Annotated in this window: 13 protein-coding genes; 12 read left to right on the forward strand and 1 reads right to left on the reverse strand. The window is 59.9% G+C overall.

From position 1 onward, the window contains the following. The first annotated feature begins 6 nt into the window (after positions 1-6). The 12 genes from ACZ1JW_RS13100 to xrtE all read left to right on the forward strand — a co-directional run bounded on the left by ACZ1JW_RS13100 (position 7) and on the right by xrtE (position 14,894). Entirely contained in the window at positions 7-1,704 is a 1,698-nt protein-coding gene (locus ACZ1JW_RS13100; RefSeq protein ID WP_465140850.1) for a TolC family protein, read from the forward strand. A gap of 263 nt (positions 1,705-1,967) precedes the next feature. Continuing rightward, positions 1,968-2,573 (forward strand): polysaccharide biosynthesis/export family protein, encoded by a 606-nt coding sequence (locus ACZ1JW_RS13105; RefSeq protein ID WP_465126251.1) that lies wholly within the window; start codon positions 1,968-1,970, stop codon positions 2,571-2,573. Between the two features lie 73 nt (positions 2,574-2,646). Continuing rightward, on the forward strand, positions 2,647-3,282 hold the full coding sequence (locus tag ACZ1JW_RS13110; protein WP_465140851.1) for a hypothetical protein: 636 nt from the start codon (positions 2,647-2,649) through the stop codon (positions 3,280-3,282). 47 nt (positions 3,283-3,329) lie between these two features. Beyond that, entirely contained in the window at positions 3,330-4,565 is a 1,236-nt protein-coding gene (locus ACZ1JW_RS13115; protein ID WP_465140852.1) for an outer membrane beta-barrel protein, read from the forward strand. Between the two features lie 19 nt (positions 4,566-4,584). Further along, complete coding sequence (locus tag ACZ1JW_RS13120) at positions 4,585-6,801, forward strand: GumC family protein (RefSeq protein WP_465140853.1); 2,217 nt, start codon at positions 4,585-4,587, stop codon at positions 6,799-6,801. A gap of 43 nt (positions 6,802-6,844) precedes the next feature. Next, positions 6,845-7,474 carry a hypothetical protein gene (locus ACZ1JW_RS13125; RefSeq protein WP_465140854.1) on the forward strand — a complete coding sequence of 210 codons (630 nt, stop codon included), beginning with the start codon at positions 6,845-6,847 and terminating at the stop codon, positions 7,472-7,474. A gap of 59 nt (positions 7,475-7,533) precedes the next feature. Next, the gene (locus ACZ1JW_RS13130) at positions 7,534-8,853 is read left to right on the forward strand and encodes an O-antigen ligase family protein (protein WP_465140855.1); all 1,320 of its coding nucleotides are present in this window, start codon (positions 7,534-7,536) and stop codon (positions 8,851-8,853) included. Then, positions 8,850-9,551 (forward strand): M23 family metallopeptidase, encoded by a 702-nt coding sequence (locus tag ACZ1JW_RS13135; RefSeq protein ID WP_465140856.1) that lies wholly within the window; start codon positions 8,850-8,852, stop codon positions 9,549-9,551. Before ACZ1JW_RS13130 ends, ACZ1JW_RS13135 begins: the two co-directional genes overlap by 4 nt. 216 nt (positions 9,552-9,767) lie before the next feature. After that, positions 9,768-10,406 carry a hypothetical protein gene (locus ACZ1JW_RS13140; RefSeq protein ID WP_465140857.1) on the forward strand — a complete coding sequence of 213 codons (639 nt, stop codon included), beginning with the start codon at positions 9,768-9,770 and terminating at the stop codon, positions 10,404-10,406. A 74-nt stretch (positions 10,407-10,480) separates the two neighbouring features. After that, entirely contained in the window at positions 10,481-11,950 is a 1,470-nt protein-coding gene (locus tag ACZ1JW_RS13145; protein ID WP_465140858.1) for a hypothetical protein, read from the forward strand. Between the two features lie 34 nt (positions 11,951-11,984). Next, positions 11,985-13,109 carry a tetratricopeptide repeat protein gene (locus ACZ1JW_RS13150; RefSeq protein ID WP_465140859.1) on the forward strand — a complete coding sequence of 375 codons (1,125 nt, stop codon included), beginning with the start codon at positions 11,985-11,987 and terminating at the stop codon, positions 13,107-13,109. A 72-nt stretch (positions 13,110-13,181) separates the two neighbouring features. Beyond that, positions 13,182-14,894: an exosortase E/protease, VPEID-CTERM system gene (gene xrtE / locus ACZ1JW_RS13155; RefSeq protein ID WP_465140860.1), complete on the forward strand. Its 1,713-nt coding sequence runs from the start codon at positions 13,182-13,184 to the stop codon at positions 14,892-14,894. 86 nt (positions 14,895-14,980) lie between these two features. Here xrtE and ACZ1JW_RS13160 read toward each other — a convergent pair whose 3' ends face one another. After that, positions 14,981-17,500 (reverse strand): putative Ig domain-containing protein, encoded by a 2,520-nt coding sequence (locus ACZ1JW_RS13160; protein WP_465140861.1) that lies wholly within the window; start codon positions 17,498-17,500, stop codon positions 14,981-14,983. Positions 17,501-18,152: the final 652 nt, after the last annotated feature.

Here is an 18,152-nt window from a genome sequence, read left to right on the forward strand (position 1 = left end):
CAGTGAATGTTCGTTGAGCGTAGCGGCTGCAAGGCGAGGGTGGCCTCGATTTGCCTCAAGGCATTGCCCTTGGGACTGATGATGTCTGTGCCGTCCGCGTTGAACGCGCAAGAGACCTCATTGCCTGCAGACGATGCCACGGCCATATCCAAGGCAGCCTCTTCGGATCGGGCCGACCAACCGGTTCGCAGTCTGGAAGAGGCGCTCGAGCGAGCCTATGAGAGCAACCCGGAATTGCTTGCGCAATACGCGAAGCTCGAAAGCGTGGGCTATCGACTACCGCAGGCGAGGGCGCGGTCGGGACCGCAGCTGTCGTTCGAAGCGAGCTACGGATATCAGCGCGACAATGTCGAGCAGTTGCTTGGCAACTTTGTCAAACGGTCAGACTGGTCGACCGCTGCATCGGCCATCCTGACGCAACCGCTTTTCACATTTGGGCGCAATGCTGCGGGCGAACGCGAGGCCAAGGCACAGATCGCATATCAGCGCGCAGCAGTTCAGGCGACCGAGCAGCAACTGGTGGCGCAGACCTTCGCAGCCTACGTCAGTGTGATCAGGGATCGTGCGGCTGAGAACATAGCGCGTGAGAACCTCCAACTCCTTGAACGCGAATTGCGCAACAATGCCTCGCGCTACAGGGCGCGTGACACCACGCGCACGGATGTGCAGCAGGTAGCGACGCGCGTCGAACTTGGCCGAGCGCAGTTGCTGCAGGCGCAGCGGTCTGTCGCCGCGTCGGAAGCGCTGTTTCAGCGCCTGGTTGGCGCGCGCCCAGGTGATCTGGCTCCACCACCCTCAGCACCAGTCCCCTTCCGTTCGATCGAAGACGGATTTGCGGTGGCACAGCACCAATTGCCTGTGATGAAGGCTGCCTACGCCCGCGAGCAGGTTTCGCGGGCTGGGGTCGAGGGTGCAAAGGCGGAAGGCCGCGTCCGGGTGGATCTCAGAGGCCGTGCCGGGGTAGATACCAACCTTGTCGGACTTCAGTGGCGCCAGCGTTCGCAAATGAGCGGGCAGGTCGTGCTTTCCGGCTCAATCTTCCAGAGTGGCCTTCTTACGGCACGGGTGCATGAAGCCGAAGCGATCAACGATGCGGACTGGCGTCTCATCGATCAGGCATTGCGGGAATCCCGCGCGGAACTTTCCGATGCCTGGAACGAATGGGTCAGTGCCGAAGCTTCGCTGGTCAACCTTGGCGATGCGGTGGAGCTTGCGCGCAGGGCCCATGAAGGTGCGGTGAAGCAAGAGCAATTGGGAATGAGGACGACGCTGGACGTTCTCGATCTTGCGAGGGACCTGCTTTCGGCACAGATCAACTACAATGCGACGCTAGCCACTGCCAGGAATGCAAGAACGCGGGTCCTGGCGGCAGCAGGTTTGCTCGATTGGGGCGTCTTTGCCCCCGGCCTCATGAGAGCTGATATCGACAAGCGAGTGGCGCGAGCGCGTAATGACGGCGACGTGCCGCTGCTTACGCCACTGGTGCAGGCAATTGACCGGTTGCCTCTGCGGTCCAAGGCGGATCGTCCTTCACGCGACAGTTCCGGACGCGATAGCGCTCCAACCATGGCCGCGCCACTTCCCGGGGATAGGGCGGTCGAGAACAGCGGCGACGCCCTCGGTGACATCGACGACTACCTCGATCGTACAGTCGTGGGTTCGGCGACAGCAGAGGACGACGGCGACAAACCCGTGCCCAGATAGTCCGATGGTTTATTTTTGTAAGCCAATGGCAGCATGGGATTTTCTTGTGCGTCTGGTAGGTATCGAAAGTTGCATTTAGATATAGTGAAGGGCCAATTCCTCATAATAATCAGCGGATAGGGACAGAAAAAGATCAAGCGTTTCGATTAACGTCGTAGCACATGACTTTGCAAAGCCAACGCAAATTGGGTCTTTTAATAGATCTTGGTACAGAACTTCATGAACGCATCCGCTGTATTGTGGTGTTGGTCAAAGAGTATTGAATGAGAATCGACGTCGTAATCATGTCTTTTGTGACTTGCCTTAGCCTGACGGCCCAGCAGGCCGCGGCGCAGGAAGCTGCGTCTGCGGATGCGCTGCTGGTCGGCGTGGGCGCCAAAGTGGCGCAGGACGCGGCGGAGTCTGCAGATGAGGTCGCGTATCGTTTCGGATCGGGCGACAAGCTTCGTATCCGGGTCTACAACGAGGATACCATCTCGGGTGACTACGAGGTGGACAGCACCGGCAATCTGTCTCTTCAGCTGCTGGGGCAGGTCAAGGCCGTGGGTCTTACGCTCACGCAGTTGACAGCTCTCATCGAGCGGCGGCTTCGCGAAGAGGGATACATGATCTCGCCGAAAGTGGCGATCGACGTGTTGAACTACCGCCCGTTCTACGTGCTTGGTGAAGTGGGCAAGCCCGGAAGCTATCCCTACGTGGCCGGCATGACCGTGCTCAACGCGATCGCACTTGCGGGTGGCTACACGTACCGGGCGAAGCAATCGAAGTTCGAGCTCATTCGTGGACCCGATAACAAGAAGGTCTCGGTTGATGTGAATGCAACCGTGCTTCCCGGCGACATTATCAAAGTCAATGAGAGGTTCTTCTGATGTCCGGATCGCAATTTCAGATCCGGCTGCATGATGAAGGGGTTGGACAGTGGACAGCGTAATGATGGGTGCATTGGCGGCCAAGCAGGAACGGCGGGGGTCGCGTGTCGTCGGCATGGCATGCCTGTCATTGATGTTACTGGCATGCGGGAGTGTCGCAGTCGGGCAGTCAACCGATGGTAACCCACCGGCACCAGCGGCTACGGAAAAGCCGGACGATGGAAATCCTGCGCAAAATCAGCCGGGCGATGGCAAGACGCAGGCTTGGAATGCGGTTGAGCCGCCATCGATCGAGCAGCTGCGCAAGGCAAATCCGAAGCTCAAGGTCCAGATCCTTGTCGTGTCGCAGGAGGAAATTGCCAATCAAGGTGTTCGCGGCAATGGTCGCATCATCTATCGCGTAGTCGATGGCATCCTGCAGATCGTGCTGACCGACCCTGCCGCCGCAGCCGCGCTGGCGCAGCAGCTTCCCGACATTGCACCGCAGATCGCCGAAGCGATGCCTGCCGCAGCAGAGGCGATTGCTGCAGTGACCGAGAACCAGTCCGGGAATGGCAATAACGGCAACAACGGCAACAACGGCAACAACGGGAATAATGGCAACAACGGGAATAATGGAAACTCTCCATTCGACGACCCGGGACCCGGTAATCAGGGGCCGCCCGACTTTGTCGAGAATCCGACGCGGGACAACATCAGTCCTTCGTGAATTTCAGTTGTCCTCGTCTTTCCTGAATCAAGACAAAGGTTAGCAAGATGGCCCCTCCGTGCGCCAAGTACAGCATTGCGATGGTTCTCGGGCCGTTGGCACTTTCCGCACCCGGAATAGCGTTCGGGCAGGATTCCGCAGGAGCGGACGTGGGTGGCTTTCGCGTCACCCTGGCGATGGATGTCGATGCCTATCTGGATGACAACATCTATGCCTCGCGCGATGGCGGAGTGAGTGACTTATACGTGAAGTCCTCGCCCAAACTCAACGTCAAGAAGGACACGACCCGCTACAAGCTTAACCTTGGCGGGGCGGTCACGCGCTATGAATATGCGCAAAGGACGCGTGAGAACCGCTGGGACAGGAATATCAATGCAGGTCTCGAACTCGAGCCGATCCGCGACACCTTTTTGAGAGCCCGGACGAGCTACTCGTTTTCGCATGAGGATCGCGGTGATCCGAACAACGATGCAAGTTCGATCTCACCTACGCCCTTCGGACTCTGGAACTCCGAGCTAAGCCTTAGCCGCGAACTCGGCCGTCTCAAGATGAACCTTGATGGCGCGGTCCAGGAGTACAGTTATCGGAACACCCCCCGCAACGACGGTGGGACGATAAACAACCGCGACCGGAACCGCACGACGACGCAGATCCGTTCCCGTGCGCAATACCAGTTTTCGCCCGGCTATTCGGTCGTCCTGCGCGGTGAATGGGTAAAGATCAACTACCTAATCGAACGGGACGATTTCGGGATCCAGCGCGATTCAACGACGTGGCGCGGAACGGCGGGTCTCTATCTTGCGCTAACCAATCTCGTGACCGGGGAAGTCTTCGTCGGGTACCAATCACGTACGTATCGTTCGGGGGACCTTCGGCGATTCAGTTCTCCTGTGTTCGGCGCTGCGCTGATCTGGTCGGCTGCGCCCAATACCAAGGTGCGCGTCGCGGCAGACCGTCGCATCGAGGAAACGGCGCTGAACGGTTCAAAGAACTACGTCATCACGACACTCGAAGTTTCGGCGGACCGCGAGTTTGGTCCGCGCCTGTCCGCCAGCCTTGGCGGGCGCATCGGGCGCAACGACTTTCTCACGCTCGATACGGGGACGCTGTCGAACGTAGTGCGCCACGACATGCTTTACTCGGTCGATGCGACCGTGCGGTACAAGCTTCCGCGCAACCTTGCAGTCGGTCTCTCCTATGCACTGATGCACAGGAACTCGGCGCAATCAATTCTCGATTTCAGCCGCAACAAGTTGAACCTGTCGCTCAGCTGGCGGATGTGAGCTTCGGAAAGAATTTGTCTTGAACACTTTGCAGGTAAATGACGGTCCCGTTCAGGAGAATGGGGGCGATTTCGATCTCAAGCGGCTGCTGGAAGTTGCCAAGCGGCGCTGGGCGATCGTTGTTGGGACCGCCGCGATCGTCGGCGTGCTCGCCACTATCGTCGTCATGCAGATCACGCCGCTCTACGAAAGCGCGGCGTCGGTAGCGATCGAGACGCGCAAGACGCAGGTCGTTGACGTGGAGCAGGTTGTGTCTTCGGCGCAGCCTGACATGGCGACGCTTGCGACCGAAGCGGAAACCATCAGGTCGCCCGACATTCTCATGCGGATTGTCGACCTACAGCGGCTTTACGATGATCCCGAGTTTCTGGGGCAGCAGGCGAAGGGCGGCTTCAAGTGGTGGTCGCCGAGCACGTGGTTTGGACCGTCCAAGTCGAAGGATGACGAGAAGGCGGGTGACGCCAGTGGCCCTGACGATCTTGCGCATCGCAAGGAGATCGCGACGTCGAACCTCGGCGCGCGCCTCAGGGTCGATCAGATCAAGAATTCCTATGTCCTGCTGATCAAGATCACTTCGCGCGATTCCGACAAGGCGGCGCGTCTCGCGAATGCTCTGGCGAGCGAGTACATCTCGCAGCAGATCGGCACCAAGTTCGAGGCAACACGGCGTGCTACCAACTGGCTGGAGAAGCGCGTCGAGGAGCTTCGTCAGCAGTCGGTTGCCGCCGACAAGGCGGTCGAGACATATCGCGTGGCGAACGGCATCGTGGGCGGGGGAGAGAACGACACGATCGTCGGTCAGCAGCTCACCGATGTCAATTCGCAGCTGATGATGGCGCGTGCGGCTCGCGCGGAGAAGCAGACCCAGCTGAACCAGGTCAACCAGCTTCTTGCCAATGGCGGAGCCGGACTGGAAAGCTCGAGCGCGATCCTGCAATCGGGCTTCATCTCCGGGCTGAGGCAGCAGGAGATCGACATTCAGCGCAAGCTTTCGGAACTCAGGACGAACCTGGGCGAGAGGCACCCGCGCGTCATCAACGCCAATGCCGAGCTTCGCGATCTCCGCGAGAAGATCAAGATCGAGATCCGCAAGATTGCTGCAGCGACGGCGAATGACCTTTCGCTTGCTCAGGCGCGAGAGAAGTCGCTGTCCGCCAGCCTTGCGGCGGCGACTGGGCGGACCGGCAGCGAGAAGATGGCAGCGGTGAAGCTGCGCGAGCTTGAGACCAATGCGCAGTCGGCCAAGTCGCTCTACGAGAACTTCCTGAACCGCTACAAGGAGACGAGCGAGCAGCAGGGCATCCAGTCGCCCGATGCGCGCATCATCACCCTTGCCCGGCCGGCGTTCTATCCCAGCTATCCCCAGAAGGTGCCAACGCTGGTGGCGGCGCTGATTGCAGGGTTGGTGCTTGGTGGAGCGGTTGCATTCGCGCTTGAATACCTCGATCCCTTCGTCCGCTTGGCGGAAGAAGTAGAGCAGATAACCGGCCGGCCGATGCTGGCGATGGTTTCGTTGACGGATGCGGGGGACGACAGTCCTGAAGATACTGTTCTGTCCAACCCGCATTCTGCCGCTTCGGAATCGCTGACAACGCTGCGCGCGGCTATCGAGACACAGTTGTCCGACTGGCCTCGCCAGATCGTCATGATCACCTCATCGATCGCGGGTGAGGGCAAGACCTTCACCTCGGTCACATACGCGCGCTCGCTGGCGATGCGGGGGCAGCGCGTGCTGCTGATGGAACTCGACCTGCGCCGGCCGCGCGTGGGCTCTGCAATCGGCCTCGAGTCCGGTCCGGGCTTTGCGGAAGTCATCCTCGGGCAGGAGAGCGTGGGCAACGTCCTGGTCAAGGACACGCTTTCGGATCTGGACGTGTTGCTTGCAGGAGCTCGGCAGCGGTCGCCGAACGAGCTTCTCCTGAGGCCGGCGTTTCCGGCGCTGCTGGCAGAACTGCGCAACCATTACGATACGATCATCATCGACACGGCGCCCTTCGCACCCATCAGTGACAGCCAGGTGATCTCCAAGCATGTCGACATGGTTCTGCTCTCGGTGGCATGGGCGAAGGCCCCGGTCTCTGTGGTCAAGAACGTGGTCGGCATCATGAAGCGGCTCGAAGTTCCGCTGGGCGGGACCATCATGAGCCTTGTCGACCTGCGCAAGTACGCGTCCTACGACCGGCTTGGCTACAATTACTATTACTACCGTTATAAAGCATACACTTATGGTAACTGAGCGGTCGGTCGCGCTGATGTTTCCCACGGTAGCGGCAGTTGCCGTGGCGATCATGTCACTGGCCGGACTACTGGGAAACGCATGGGCGTTCGAGGCCAATGATGTGGTTGATGAGCTGCGCAGCGGAAAGGTCGTTGACCAGGACCGCCTGCGTGTCGCTTACGACACCAGCGTCGCAGCGGCGCGTCTGACCGATCCTGCGAAGAATCTGACGAACGCGGCGGTTGCGATCACGGCTTTGCCCCAGAACGGTCATGGCAGCCTCGAGGGACAAGGCGACGAACTGCTTGCCGTGGCCGCTCGCGCGCTCGAAGCGGATCCGTCCAATACCTACAACTGGATGCGGGTAGCGTGGGCTCGCAATCAGCGTGGCGATAACAAAGGGGCCGTGGCGGCTTTGGAACTGTCGATGCAGACAGGACCGCATGTGGTGAACATTGCAGCCTGGCGAGCCAGACTTGCCTACGGCCTGGCGGCGAAGGGACAAGCCGGCCTTCAAGACCTGGCCCGCGATCAGGTTATCTTTGCAGCGAGACATCGTGCGCGCGATCTGGCCAGGTTCAATCGCGATGCCGGCTTTGTTACCTTCTGTCACCGTTCACTTGTCGGTCGGCAGCGAGAGCACCTCGACTTTATCAATGCCCTGCATACGGCGCGGAGAAAGTCCGTATGAGCAGGACAGCTCAGCGCCAGATTGCCGATCTGACGGAGTTCAGGGCCTTTGGCTGGCTGATGTTGCTTGCGCCGATGTTCTTCGGGGGCAACAGGCCATTCTTCTGGCATGCGATTGCGCTGACTACGGCTCTCTTGTGTCTGTCGATGTTGCGGAAGATTGCGCGCGGCGAAGTCCGCAGCATTGAGTATGCGTGGCAACTCCTGCCTGCGCTCATCATTGCGATCATTATTGTCGTATGGATCGTCGCTACGATCGTGCCGGGAATGCCGGGCGGCAATCCGCTATGGGACAAGGCGAACGCGGCACTGGGGATTCACCGCAGTGGAACGATCAGCATCTATCCCGCAGGAACGCTTGAAGCGCTGGTGCGGTTAAGCAGCTATCTCGGCGCGTTCTGGCTGGCCTTGCAGTTTTCTCGACAGTCCGATCGCGCCGTTGTGCTGCTGCGCTGGATCGGATTGTCCGGCGCGGCGCTATCACTGTACGGAATAATCAACTTCTCGTTGGGCAATCGCGACCTTCTGTTTCAGGCCAGATATGCCGGAGTCGGAGACGTGACGGGGACGTTCGTCAACCGCAATCACTTTGCCACTTATGCCGGGCTTTGCGCTCTTGCCAATGCGGCCCTTGCCTTCATCGGCTTTCGCAAGCGCTGGGTCGACGTTGCATATCTGCCTTCCTCTCTCGTTCGCGCGCTTTCGGCGTTTGCCGGGAACCCGGCGGCGTATTTTCTGGCCGCCAGCATCTGCGTGATGGGGCTGTTTCAGAGCCATTCGCGCATGGGAATGGTGTCCTTCATCATTGCGCTGCTCGTGGCAGTCAGCCTGCTTGCAGCGCTCGGGTATTTCCGGGCGGATAGGCGGCTTGCAGCCGTGGTCATAGGTCTTCTGTTCTTCTATCTCTACGTCAGCGGGTTGACGACGCTGGATCGGTTCAGCGGTTCGGAAGACTCGCAGAGATGGCCTCTCTTCCAGACCTGCCTCGATGCGATAGCGCGATTTCCCTGGACCGGTCATGGCTACGGAAGCTTCGCACACGCGTTCGAAGCCTATCGCGCTGCCGATTTTGCCATAGGTACGAATGTAACCGAAGCACACAACGTCTATCTCGAACTGGCCTTCGAACTCGGCATACCTGCCACGATTCTTGCTGTTGGGGCGGTCCTATGGCTCGTCTGCTTTTGCAATGTCGGAGCATTCCGGCGCAGGCGCGAGAGGATATTCCCGGTCCTCGCAGTGTCTGCCAGCGTTCTTGTTGCGATACACAGCTTGGCCGACTTCAGCTTGCAACTTCCGGGTGTCGCATTGATCTATGCAGCGCTGCTCGGCATTGGCTGTGCGCAATCGTGGAGCCAGCGGGCAGGCGTTGTCGAATGATGCAGCGCCACGGGATTGCGACAATCGTTCTGTCGGTGGCTGTTTCTCTGCTACCCGGTAGTGCCGGAGCTCAGGATGGAACGATGACGCCGGCGCCGTCGGCACCAAAGTTTGTCATGCCCGTCCTTGCAATGCGTGGTCCGTCGGTTCTCACGGCGATGGCCACCAACAGCGACGAGCAGGTCATGCAACTGGCTGCAAGCGGGAGGGTATGGCAACAGGCCGCAGCGAAGGCGCTTGCGGAATCCTCATCCCGCACCGTCGCCGGCCCGACGTCGCGTCCTGCAATGGCTTTTGTGGGCCCGTTGCCGGTGCCCAAGGTAACCCTCACGAGCGGCTTCGGCCTGCGCGTCCACCCGCTTAGCGGCGAGTTGCGCAATCATGATGGCATTGATCTTGCCGCGGCGTTCGGAACTCCAGTCAGGGCGACTTCGGACGGGGTTGTCGAGAAGGCATCCTGGTTCGGGGGGTACGGCCTGTTCGTGGCGCTGCGCACCGGTCCGGCCATGGAGACGCGGTACGGGCACATGTCGCGGCTACTGGTTACCCCGGGGCAGAGCGTGCGGGCGGGGGATATCATCGGGCTTGTCGGATCGACTGGACGATCGACCGGGCCGCATCTTCACTACGAGGTCCGGATATCCGGTCGCCCGGTCAATCCATTGCCGTACCTGAGCCGCAAGGCGTCGATTTTCTGATTACTTTCCGGTGTTTCAAGGGGCACTTAACAAAAGGTATAGTCAAGACGATTATGTCCCGGCGTTTCCGAAGTGCCTATTGCTAGCTGACAGCAATGTAAAACTCGCCGAGTCAAGGAACCGCATCCGAAGGTTCAGGATTTCGACGAGCGTTTCGAAATTCATGCAAGAAGGCGCCAAATGAAAATCCTTAGCAAGATCGCTTTCGCTACCGCGATGGCTGCGGCAACCGTTCCGGCGTCTGCCTGGGCGCAGGCACAGTATGACTTCAGCATCGTGTCGCCGAATGGCAACACGACCGTATTCTCCGGTTATGCGACCAAGGGTACCTCGCTCACCGGCGGTTCCGGTAGCTTTGATAACCTTTTCGTGACCGGCTATCGCAACAGCGCTGGCACTTGGGTGGCGCTTGGCTCGGCTCAGCAGATTGCTGGTGGTAACGCAGGTTACGGTGAAACATCTGCGAGCAGCGGCGTTTACTATCTCAATGCCTTGAGCGGAACGTTCGGAAGCTACTACCAGCTTTCTGGTTCGAAGAACTCGCTGAATGCTGGTGGCTTCGACTTCGGATTCTCGCCCGATTCGAATTTCTCGAATGCGGAAAGTTCGAACATCGCGAACAACTACAAGGTCAACAGCCTCTATTCGCCGACCCAGTATTTCAACACTCAGGGTGCTCCGACAGATCAGAACGGCGGCACACCTCCGGCCCCGGCGGCCATTCCCGAAATCGATGGCAGCAAGCTTGGTCTGCTCGCCTACATTGCTTTCGTGATGATGGCAGCCTTCCAGCTTCGTCGCCGTTTCGGCTCGCTGCGTGGCGTGTTCGGCAAGGGTGCCGCGCTCACGGCCTGATAACGCCGCAAGTCATGTGACATCGCCCACCGGACATCGCGTACGGTCGGGCGATTTTGCTTTTTACGCGGCCTTTGCTCTTTCCCGTCGGTGCTAAATCGTCCGGCAAGGTTTTTGTGAGATCAGTTTTGCGCTTATTGCTGAAGGTACTTTTGGCATCGATGTTTCTGGTTCTGCCGGGGACCGCGGCGATCGCTGCGGACGAGGACCAGAAGTCTGCAGTCATCGCGACCTTTCCGAACGGTGAGATTACCACTGCGGATGTGGACACGGCTCTGGTCCGGATTGGCAATCCCAGTGGCCAATCACCTGCAAAACTGCGGGAGCAGGTAGCGAATTCGCTCATCGCGGCCTATGCGGTTGAAGATCGGGTGACGAGCGGAGGGCGTCGTCCGCCATCGATGATCGAGCGTCAGATCAGCGAGGCGCGGCGCCAGATTCTGCTCGACTATTACCTTGGCATGCAGCTTCAAAAGCCGCAGCCTCCGGCAGAAGCCATCGATCAGGCCATCAGCAGTCAGCCGCAGTTGTTCTCTGGTCGCGCAACGTTCCGGTTCTTCCAGTTCATCGTCGTCACGCGGCAGCCTTTCCAGGTGATTGCCGCAAAGCGCGAGATAGATGCCTTCCGCGCTTCCGGCGTTCCGTCGATCGAGCGCGTCAATGCGTTCAAGGCAAGGCTCCGTCAGCTTTCCATTCCGATGGCCGGACAGCAGGTGTTCCGCAGCAGCGAGGCAATTCCGAGAGAAATGCTCGTTACGCTCGAGGAGATGGCACGGACGCGTGACTACATCCGCATCCAGCAAGGCAAGGGTGCCTTCCGGATGATTGTCCTGCTTGACCGCTTTCCCGATCCTGTCGATCCCGAGGAAATGCGCATGCAGGTGGCCCAGGGCCTTGCAAATGCGCAGTTGCAGTTGGATCGGCAGCGCCTGATCGACGAACTGGCGGTAGCCGCGCTGAGGGACCTTCGGACCAAGGGCAAGGATGATGGCCAGTTCGTGAACGTGATCGGCGATGTCGACAAGAACGTCGCAGCGCGTGCGGCGAAGGCGGGGAGTGATGGTTCGGTCCTGAACCTGTTCCGCAGTTATGGCACACAGGCTAGTATCATCACGGGCAAGGGCCTGACCACGAACGTGCGAATCCAGCGTGCCTCGGCGCATCTGGGCATCCTGCTGGTAGCCGCGCCGTTCCTGCTGTGGGTTTGCGCGCGCTGGTATTTCTTCGTTCGGCGCAGGCTAAGGCGAAGAGGGCGCGGTTCCAAGCTGGATGGCTGGTCGTTGAACCGCTACCTCGTCGCGCTGTCGTCTGCTGGTGGCTGGGCCGCGACGTTGTGGATCCTCGGTTATGCCATTCCCGAGATTTTCCATGTTCTTAGCGTGCGAACCTTCGTCACAATAAGCGTCGGGGCGTTGCTGGTCGGCGGGGCGTTGGCATATGCCTGGAGCACGGTTTCGTTCCTTACGCATGAAGATCGGGTTCGTGCGCTCTGGCCGATACCACTCCTGCTGCCGATCATGTTCGCGGCCGCATGGTATCTTTAAGCAGATGCCCCGCACCGGATAGCGCCGGCGCCGCATGATCTCGCTGCGAAGGCTCTCGTTATATCTGGTTGCTGCTTCGGCAGCCTGTTCGAACGCCGCATGTGCGCAGGACAATCGCTCGGTTCCGGCTTGTCCGCTGGACATGTTGAAAGTCGAGCGGTTCGACCGTCTGCCCATTGATCCTGCCTCAGTTCACGCCCCCGATGTGCTTGGGCTGATGAACGACATCGGGGCTGGTGTGGATGCGCCGCGAGTGGTCAAGCTCTCCGAGGCAGCCCGGCGCGGTGATCCTCGAGCACAGGCCGCTCTGGGTTTGCTCTACGAGCGGGGGCTGGGCGTCGAGCAGGACTATGTCGAAGCTGCAAGATGGTATCGCGAGGCGGCGTCTCAGGGGATGCCCTTTGCCGAAGCTGCCTTGGCGGACCTCTTTGCCGAGGGTCTGGGTGTTCCCCCATATCGCTCGGAGGCTGTGAAGCTGTGGGCGCGGGCGGCGCAGGCAGGTGTGGAAAGGGCAGGGATCAATCTTGCGATCAGCCTGAGGTTCGGGCTGGGCGTTCCGCAGGATATCGTCGGCGCCCGTTGCCTGCTGGCGTTCTATGCCGAACGCGGCAACATTACGGCGCAGGTCTACCTTGGGGATCTGCTCGCTGATCCGGCTTCAGGGCAGCCGGACCTTGAGGCGGCGCTGCGCTGGTATAAGGCTGCGTCTCTGGCCGGTGATGCCATGGCGACGTACAATCTTGCCGTTCTCCTGAGAACTGCGGAAGTTCCGGAAAAGCAGCTTGGAGAGGTGCTTCAACTCCTGCATGCCGCGGCAGACAGGGGCGTGCCCGAGGCTGCCGCCGCGCTCGGTTTCCTGCATCTCGAGGGGAAAGTGGTTCCGCTCGATTTCGTCGAGGCACTGCGTTGGAGCCGGCTTGCGGCCCAGCAGAAGAGTCGCGAAGCAATGACAAACCTTGGGCTCATGTATGAGCAGGGGCTGGGGGTCCGGAAGGATCTTTCGAGCGCGTTCATGTGGTTCGACCTGGCTGCTGGATTGGGATCGGCCGATGGCCGCAGCAATCTCGACAGGGTCATTCCTGCCATGTCGGAAAAGCAGATTGCCAAGGGGCGCAATGCCTCGGCTGCGTGTCGCGCTGCCGAGTACGGCGAGTGCTGACGTGAGGCAGGAAGAAGTTGCATCAACGGATTTCGGGCATCTGGTCCATCCGTTTGTCGGAGAACAGGTGTGATGGCAAAAGCTGGCGAAACTGGAGCAGGTGGCGCATTGCGGCATTCAGGTTCGGGATGGGGGGCAATCGTGCCACCTCTTCTGGTCCTGCTATGCATCGTCCCTGCGTATCTCGTTTGGCATGCCAACTTCGAGAACCGGATAACGCCTGCCAATGGCCTCCATCCTGTCCTTCTGCTCAAGTACGTGGTGAAGGCGAATGTCGTTTTCCTGGCAGCACTTTATCTGCTTACCCGGTTTACGGCGATCGCAGGTGAGAGCACCTACGGCGCTGTGAGGCGATGGCAGTGGATGGCGCTGCTCGTCTCCGGCATCGCTGCGTTCTGCGTTTCGCCGAGCCTGCTATGCGGATCGGGAACGTGCAGGGACTCGATCGACGGTACCGAAACCTATCTGGCCCTGCCGCTGATGCTTGTCCTGTTCATTGCGTGGACAGCGGCATTTTCACTGGCACGACCATCGACGTACTTCCGGGCGCCCCGGATGGCCTATGCCTATGCGGGTCTGTTCTGGCTCATCATCGCCGCGAAGCAGAACATCTATGGTCTTTTGAGCGACCAGACGTATCTGAAGGTTCAGTCGCTGACGATTGCGATCAGCAGTTTCATCATCGAGGCGCTGTCAGGCGATAAACCCTGGATTTCCCAGCCTTCGCCAGATTCCTACCCGATAATGAACATGGCAGATTTCTCGGTCCGGATTGCGCCGTCATGCGCTGGAGCACAGGGCATTGCGCTGTGCTGCGGGCTGCTGGCGCTCTACATGTTTGCGGAACGGGCTCGGCTTAAGATGGCTAGGGCAATCGTCTTGCTGGTGCTGGCTTGTGTTACCGTATTCCTGTCGAACGCGCTGCGGATCGCCCTGCTCATTCTGATTGGCAAGAGTTACTCTCCAGAAATTGCGGTTGGTGGCTTTCATTCGCATTTTGGCCTGCTTGCATCACTGGCGGTGACGTTCTTCTTCCTGTGGGTTATGCAACTGCCATGGTTCTGGCATGCTCCGCTCGATGACGGCAGCAGGAGGCCTTTCAGCGACAAGCCGACTTCGGGCCCCAAGCTGATATCTCACCTTGATTTGACCCTGAATCCCAATGACGTGATCCTCCTGCTTCCGCTTGCGGGCTTTCTTCTTGCAGGCATGGTGGTTGGACTTGCTTCCACCGAGTTCAACTGGCTCTATCCGCTGCAGGCGGTGGTCGGTCTTTTCATCGCATGGAAGTTCCGGGCGGTCGTTGGTTCAGAGATCGCGAGGCGCATCCAGCCCATCGATATCCTTGGCGGGGTGGCGGTCTATCTGATCTGGCTGGCGCTTGTGCCTCTGGACATGGAGCGCAGCGACTTGATGCAGGAAGCGCTCGACAGTGCGCCGCCGATCCTTGCCGCGATCTGGATAGCGTTCCGCCTTCTTGGCGCCACTTTGGTCACACCCTTGTTCGAGGAGTTGGCATTCCGGGGCGGCTTGCAGCGTATGGTCGGCAGGGTCATCGTGCTGCCGAATGTTCGTATCGCGTCGACAGCCGTATCGCTCACCGTCTCGACCTTGGCGTTCGCAGCCATGCATGGCGACTTCTTGGCGGCCGTGCTCGCCGGCCTGATCTATGGCGGTCTTGCGCTACGCCGAGGCTCAATCGCTCCTGCCTTCTACGCCCACGCCATTACGAACTTCCTGCTTTCGGTGCAGGCGATAGCCTTGGGTCAGTGGTCCTACTGGTAACCGTCCTGCTTCTTCATTGTGCGCACAAAAAATGCCGGAGGCGGATAATCGCCCCCGGCATTTTTTTGATCAGTTGAAGGCTGCCGTCAGAACGGCAGGCGCACCATGATCCGGACTTCACCGCCCGTCAGGCCGTCTTCAGCCGTCGAGGATGTGCCGTACTCCGCAGTCAGTTCCGTCCCATCGATGTTGGCGGTGACACCGCCTGCCAGCGACAGGTTGTTCTGCTTCGAAGTGGCATGGCGAAGCGTGTAGGTGCGGGAGAGCAGGTCGCTGTAAGCCATGACCTGATCGTAGTTCCCGCTGACGTGATGACGCAGGTCAGCGCGCAGCATCGGCTTGAGACGGCCCCAGTCATAGGACAGGTTGGTCTCCATCCGCAGGCTTGCGGTGAGGTTCTGCGTGGTCTGCTTGGCGTCATTGTAGGTCAGCGCATACGGGCTGGACGATGTTTCGCTGAACCCGTCGAGGCTGGCCCTCATGTAGTCATAGCGGACTTTTCCGGCGACGAGGATTGCACCCACCGGCTTTTCGACCGAGACGGCTGCAGATCCAAACGTCACGTTGCCCTTGCGGGAGAAGCCGGCGAAGCTGGCATCGGAGGTGACGTAGCGCCTTCCGCCAAGATCGATCCAGGTGCCACCGACCGCAAGGTCGACAAACACGGACTTGACGGGGTTGATGCTGGCATAGCCCATGGCCGACTTGGCATTGTCCGACGTGCGCGAACCGTGCGTGCCGATCGTGCTCTTGTTCCAGCCATAGCCGAACGCCGCACCGGCAATGACCTTGGGACCGACCTGAACGTCGAAGCCGAATGTCACTGCATCAGCGTTGAAGTGATGGATGTCGTCGGTTGCACGGTCGATCGAGCCTGCTGACCAGGCGGCGATCTTGGGGGCCTCGTCGTCGCAGACCAAAGCGGTGGGCTTGGCCTTGGCCGATGCCTTATCGTCCGCAGAAGCGGCGGAGGGCTGGCTGCTGGCGTTTGCGCCGGTGGTGTCGGTGACGCGCAGTTCGTTGTTGGCACCGCAGCGAAGGCCGCCGTGCAGGCTTTCCATGTGGCGCATGGCGTTGTTCAGCTGACCCTGCGCAAAGCGCGAGGAGGTGCTGAACTGGCTGGCCACGATACCGCGGACTTCCGGATCGAGAGTCGGATCAGGCCGCTCGCGAATGGTGAAGACGTAGGTACGAGTGCCGTAGTTGCCTTGCGAGTCCACCGCGCGGACGGTGAACGTATAGGTGCCACTGGCCAGGGTCTTGCCGCTGATCACGCCGGTCGACGGGTTCAGCGTCAGGCCGGAGGGCAGCGAACCAGAGTCCAGCGAGTAAACGTAACCCGTGCCCGACCCGCCTGTGGCGACGACGGGCGAGGAGTAGTTGATGCCCTGCGTCGGCGATTCAAGCGACTGGGGGCCGAGGTTGAGGAGCGCGCCAGGCGCGATGACGATGGAGTAATCGTGGGTCTGGTAGTTGCCAGCGGAATCCACGACGCGAGCCGTGAAGTTGTAGGTGCCCGGCGTTGTCGGGGTGCCAGTGATGGCACCGGTGTTCGCGTCAAGCGTCAGGCCCGCCGGGAGAACTCCGGACGTCAGGGAATACACGTATCCCGTGCCGGTTCCGCCCGATCCCGCGAGGGTCTGGCTATAGGTCGTGCCGTTCGTGCCGTTGGGCAGCGATGCCGGTCCGAGGGTCAGTACCTGGCCTGGATCGATGACAAGCGTGTAGCGCTTGGTCGCCGAACTGCCATAGCGGTCGGTGCAGGTGACGGTGAAGTCATAGCTGCCTGCCGAGGTCGGCGTTCCGCTGACGGTTACGCCATCAAGCGTGAGGCCAGCAGGCAAAGCACCTGCGGTCACGGTGCAGGTGTAGGGACCGCTACCGCCGGTCGGTACCAGCGTCTGGGAGTATGGCGTGCCATTCGTGCCATTGGGCAGCGAAGCCGGTCCGATGGCGAGCGTTGCGGCATTGACCTGAATGGTGCCGGTCAGCGTCGTGACGAAGCCGGTTGATGTGTCGGTAATGTCGTAAGTGAAATTGAAGGTACCGGTTGCGGTCGAGGTGCCCGTGATCTGCGCAGTTGCGCCACCGTTGTCGAGTGTCAGGCCTGCAGGCAGGGCGCCACTCGTCAGAGTGTAAGTGTACGGACCGGTGCCCGACGGGGTGATCGCGGTCGAGGAATAGCTTGTGCCGACCGTGGTGGTATCGTTGATCGTGGCGGGATTGACCGAGAGGCTGCATGCGCCACCCGGACCCGCCGTCATATTGACTGACAAGTTGAAGGTGCCGACGTTGGCATTGCCATCCGTGATCGTGACCGTGAACGGGAATGACCCGTTGGTGTTGTCGCAGCTCACGCCGCTGAGCACGCCTGCGGTGGAAAGCGACAGGCTCGTGGGCAGAGACCCACTGGTCAGCGCGAATGTGTAGCTGGGCGTACCGCCGCTCAGACGATCCTTGATGTCAAAGCTGTAGGCGACTCCGCGCTGTGCTGCGGGAAGGGAAAGGTCATTGATCGTCATGCCACCGCTGGTTGCACTGCCCGCCAGGGCAGGGGATGCGGTGGTTGTCATGGCGACGAACGCGGCGAATAACAGCAGAAGCATCTGCCGTATCGTGCGCGCCGCAAAACGCGTTCGATCGAGTTGCATGGTTACCCCGTGTTTTTGGCCCCGCGTTCAAAAGACACAGGACGCAGTTGAAGGTAACAGTGCGGTAGGCTGGCGTTGGGAACACCGAAATCATCACGATGGGCTACGGCATATTGCTATCGACCTACAGTTCGAGTGGTCAGAACCCTTGAGCGGAATGCCGTGAGCTATATCCCTTACGGTTGCGGCGCTGCTGCCCGAGTTTCTTTATGATCCCTTGACTGCCGAACGGAGAATTCATCGCCCGTGTTTTTCTGATAACTAACGATATAATGGCAACAACCTTAGGTTGGAGGAACTCTCGTTCGGGGCCGTGTTCCAAGGCTTCGTCCGGGCGTCATTGCCCAGTAATCTCTCGTCAAAAAAATAATGTTTTCGTAGCAAACTTAGCGCTTTCCGAGGCGTTCTGATTGCTCTATCCGTCGCGACGAGACGCGCAACGGTCGGTGAATTTCACCTGCCGTGCGGTAGCCGTGGTTCTGCGTCGGACAGGCAAATCTCATCCCCCGAGCTTGACTGCAAAGCATTGCAATCAATGAAGCATGGTCCGGGCTGTCCGGTCCTCGTTCCGTCGGGTCTCCCGTCACGGGCGGCGCCCTTTCCGGGG

Source organism: Novosphingobium sp. BL-A-28-Hi1-0D (assembly GCF_055521755.1).

Coding starts and splice junctions, on each gene's coding strand:
- ACZ1JW_RS13100 (WP_465140850.1), top strand. CDS start 7: ATGTTCGTTGAGCGTAGCGGCTGCAAGGCGAGGGTGGCCTCGATTTGC.
- ACZ1JW_RS13105 (WP_465126251.1), top strand. CDS start 1,968: ATGAGAATCGACGTCGTAATCATGTCTTTTGTGACTTGCCTTAGCCTG.
- ACZ1JW_RS13115 (WP_465140852.1), top strand. CDS start 3,330: ATGGCCCCTCCGTGCGCCAAGTACAGCATTGCGATGGTTCTCGGGCCG.
- ACZ1JW_RS13130 (WP_465140855.1), top strand. CDS start 7,534: ATGTTGCTTGCGCCGATGTTCTTCGGGGGCAACAGGCCATTCTTCTGG.
- ACZ1JW_RS13135 (WP_465140856.1), top strand. CDS start 8,850: ATGATGCAGCGCCACGGGATTGCGACAATCGTTCTGTCGGTGGCTGTT.
- ACZ1JW_RS13140 (WP_465140857.1), top strand. CDS start 9,768: ATGGCTGCGGCAACCGTTCCGGCGTCTGCCTGGGCGCAGGCACAGTAT.
- ACZ1JW_RS13150 (WP_465140859.1), top strand. CDS start 11,985: ATGATCTCGCTGCGAAGGCTCTCGTTATATCTGGTTGCTGCTTCGGCA.
- xrtE (WP_465140860.1), top strand. CDS start 13,182: ATGGCAAAAGCTGGCGAAACTGGAGCAGGTGGCGCATTGCGGCATTCA.
- ACZ1JW_RS13160 (WP_465140861.1), bottom strand. CDS start 17,500: ATGCTTCTGCTGTTATTCGCCGCGTTCGTCGCCATGACAACCACCGCA.